Origin of the sequence: Marinimicrobium sp. UBA4509, assembly GCF_002388575.1 — a bacterium.
GTDB classification, from domain to species: Bacteria; Pseudomonadota; Gammaproteobacteria; order Pseudomonadales; family Cellvibrionaceae; genus Marinimicrobium; species Marinimicrobium koreense.
This window is the reverse complement of the sequence record NZ_DGMV01000024.1, coordinates 256-758: the sequence shown is the minus strand read 5'-3', so window position 1 is coordinate 758 and position 503 is coordinate 256. Positions and strand designations below refer to the sequence as shown.

1 protein-coding gene is annotated in these 503 nt (G+C 59.2%); it reads left to right on the top strand.

Translation table 11 applies throughout. From position 1 onward, the window contains the following. On the top strand, positions 1 to 473 hold a 473-nt coding region (locus tag B3520_RS02600; protein WP_286875352.1), incomplete at its 5' end, for a polysaccharide biosynthesis protein. Between the last annotated feature and the right edge of the window lie 30 nt (positions 474 to 503).

Sequence of the window (503 nt, the reverse complement as noted above, 5' to 3'; positions counted from 1 at the left end):
TCATGACCATCCCCGAAGCCGCCAAACTGGTGATTCAGGCAGGCGCCATCGGTACCGGTGGCGACGTGTTCGTACTGGATATGGGCGAGCCGGTGAAAATCGTGGACCTCGCCACCCGGATGATTCACCTCTCGGGCCTGGAAATCAAAGACGAAGACCGCCCCAACGGCGATATAGAAATCGAATTTACCGGCCTGCGTCCAGGCGAGAAGCTGTACGAAGAACTGCTGATCGGCAGCAACGTCTCCGGCACCCAACACCCCGGCATCCTGCGCGCCGAAGAGCATCACCTGAGCTGGGAAGAAACCAAAAACCTTCTGGACGACCTCGACGTGGCCTGCCACGCCTACCAGTGCGACCGCGTGAAACAGCTACTGGTGGAAGCGCCCACGGATTACAAAGCCAGCATGTTGATCAGCGATTCGGTGTGGCGGCAGAAGCAGAATACCGGGAAGTTGCGGGTGGTTAACTGACAGCTCAGTGACGGCGGATGCGCCTTCGGC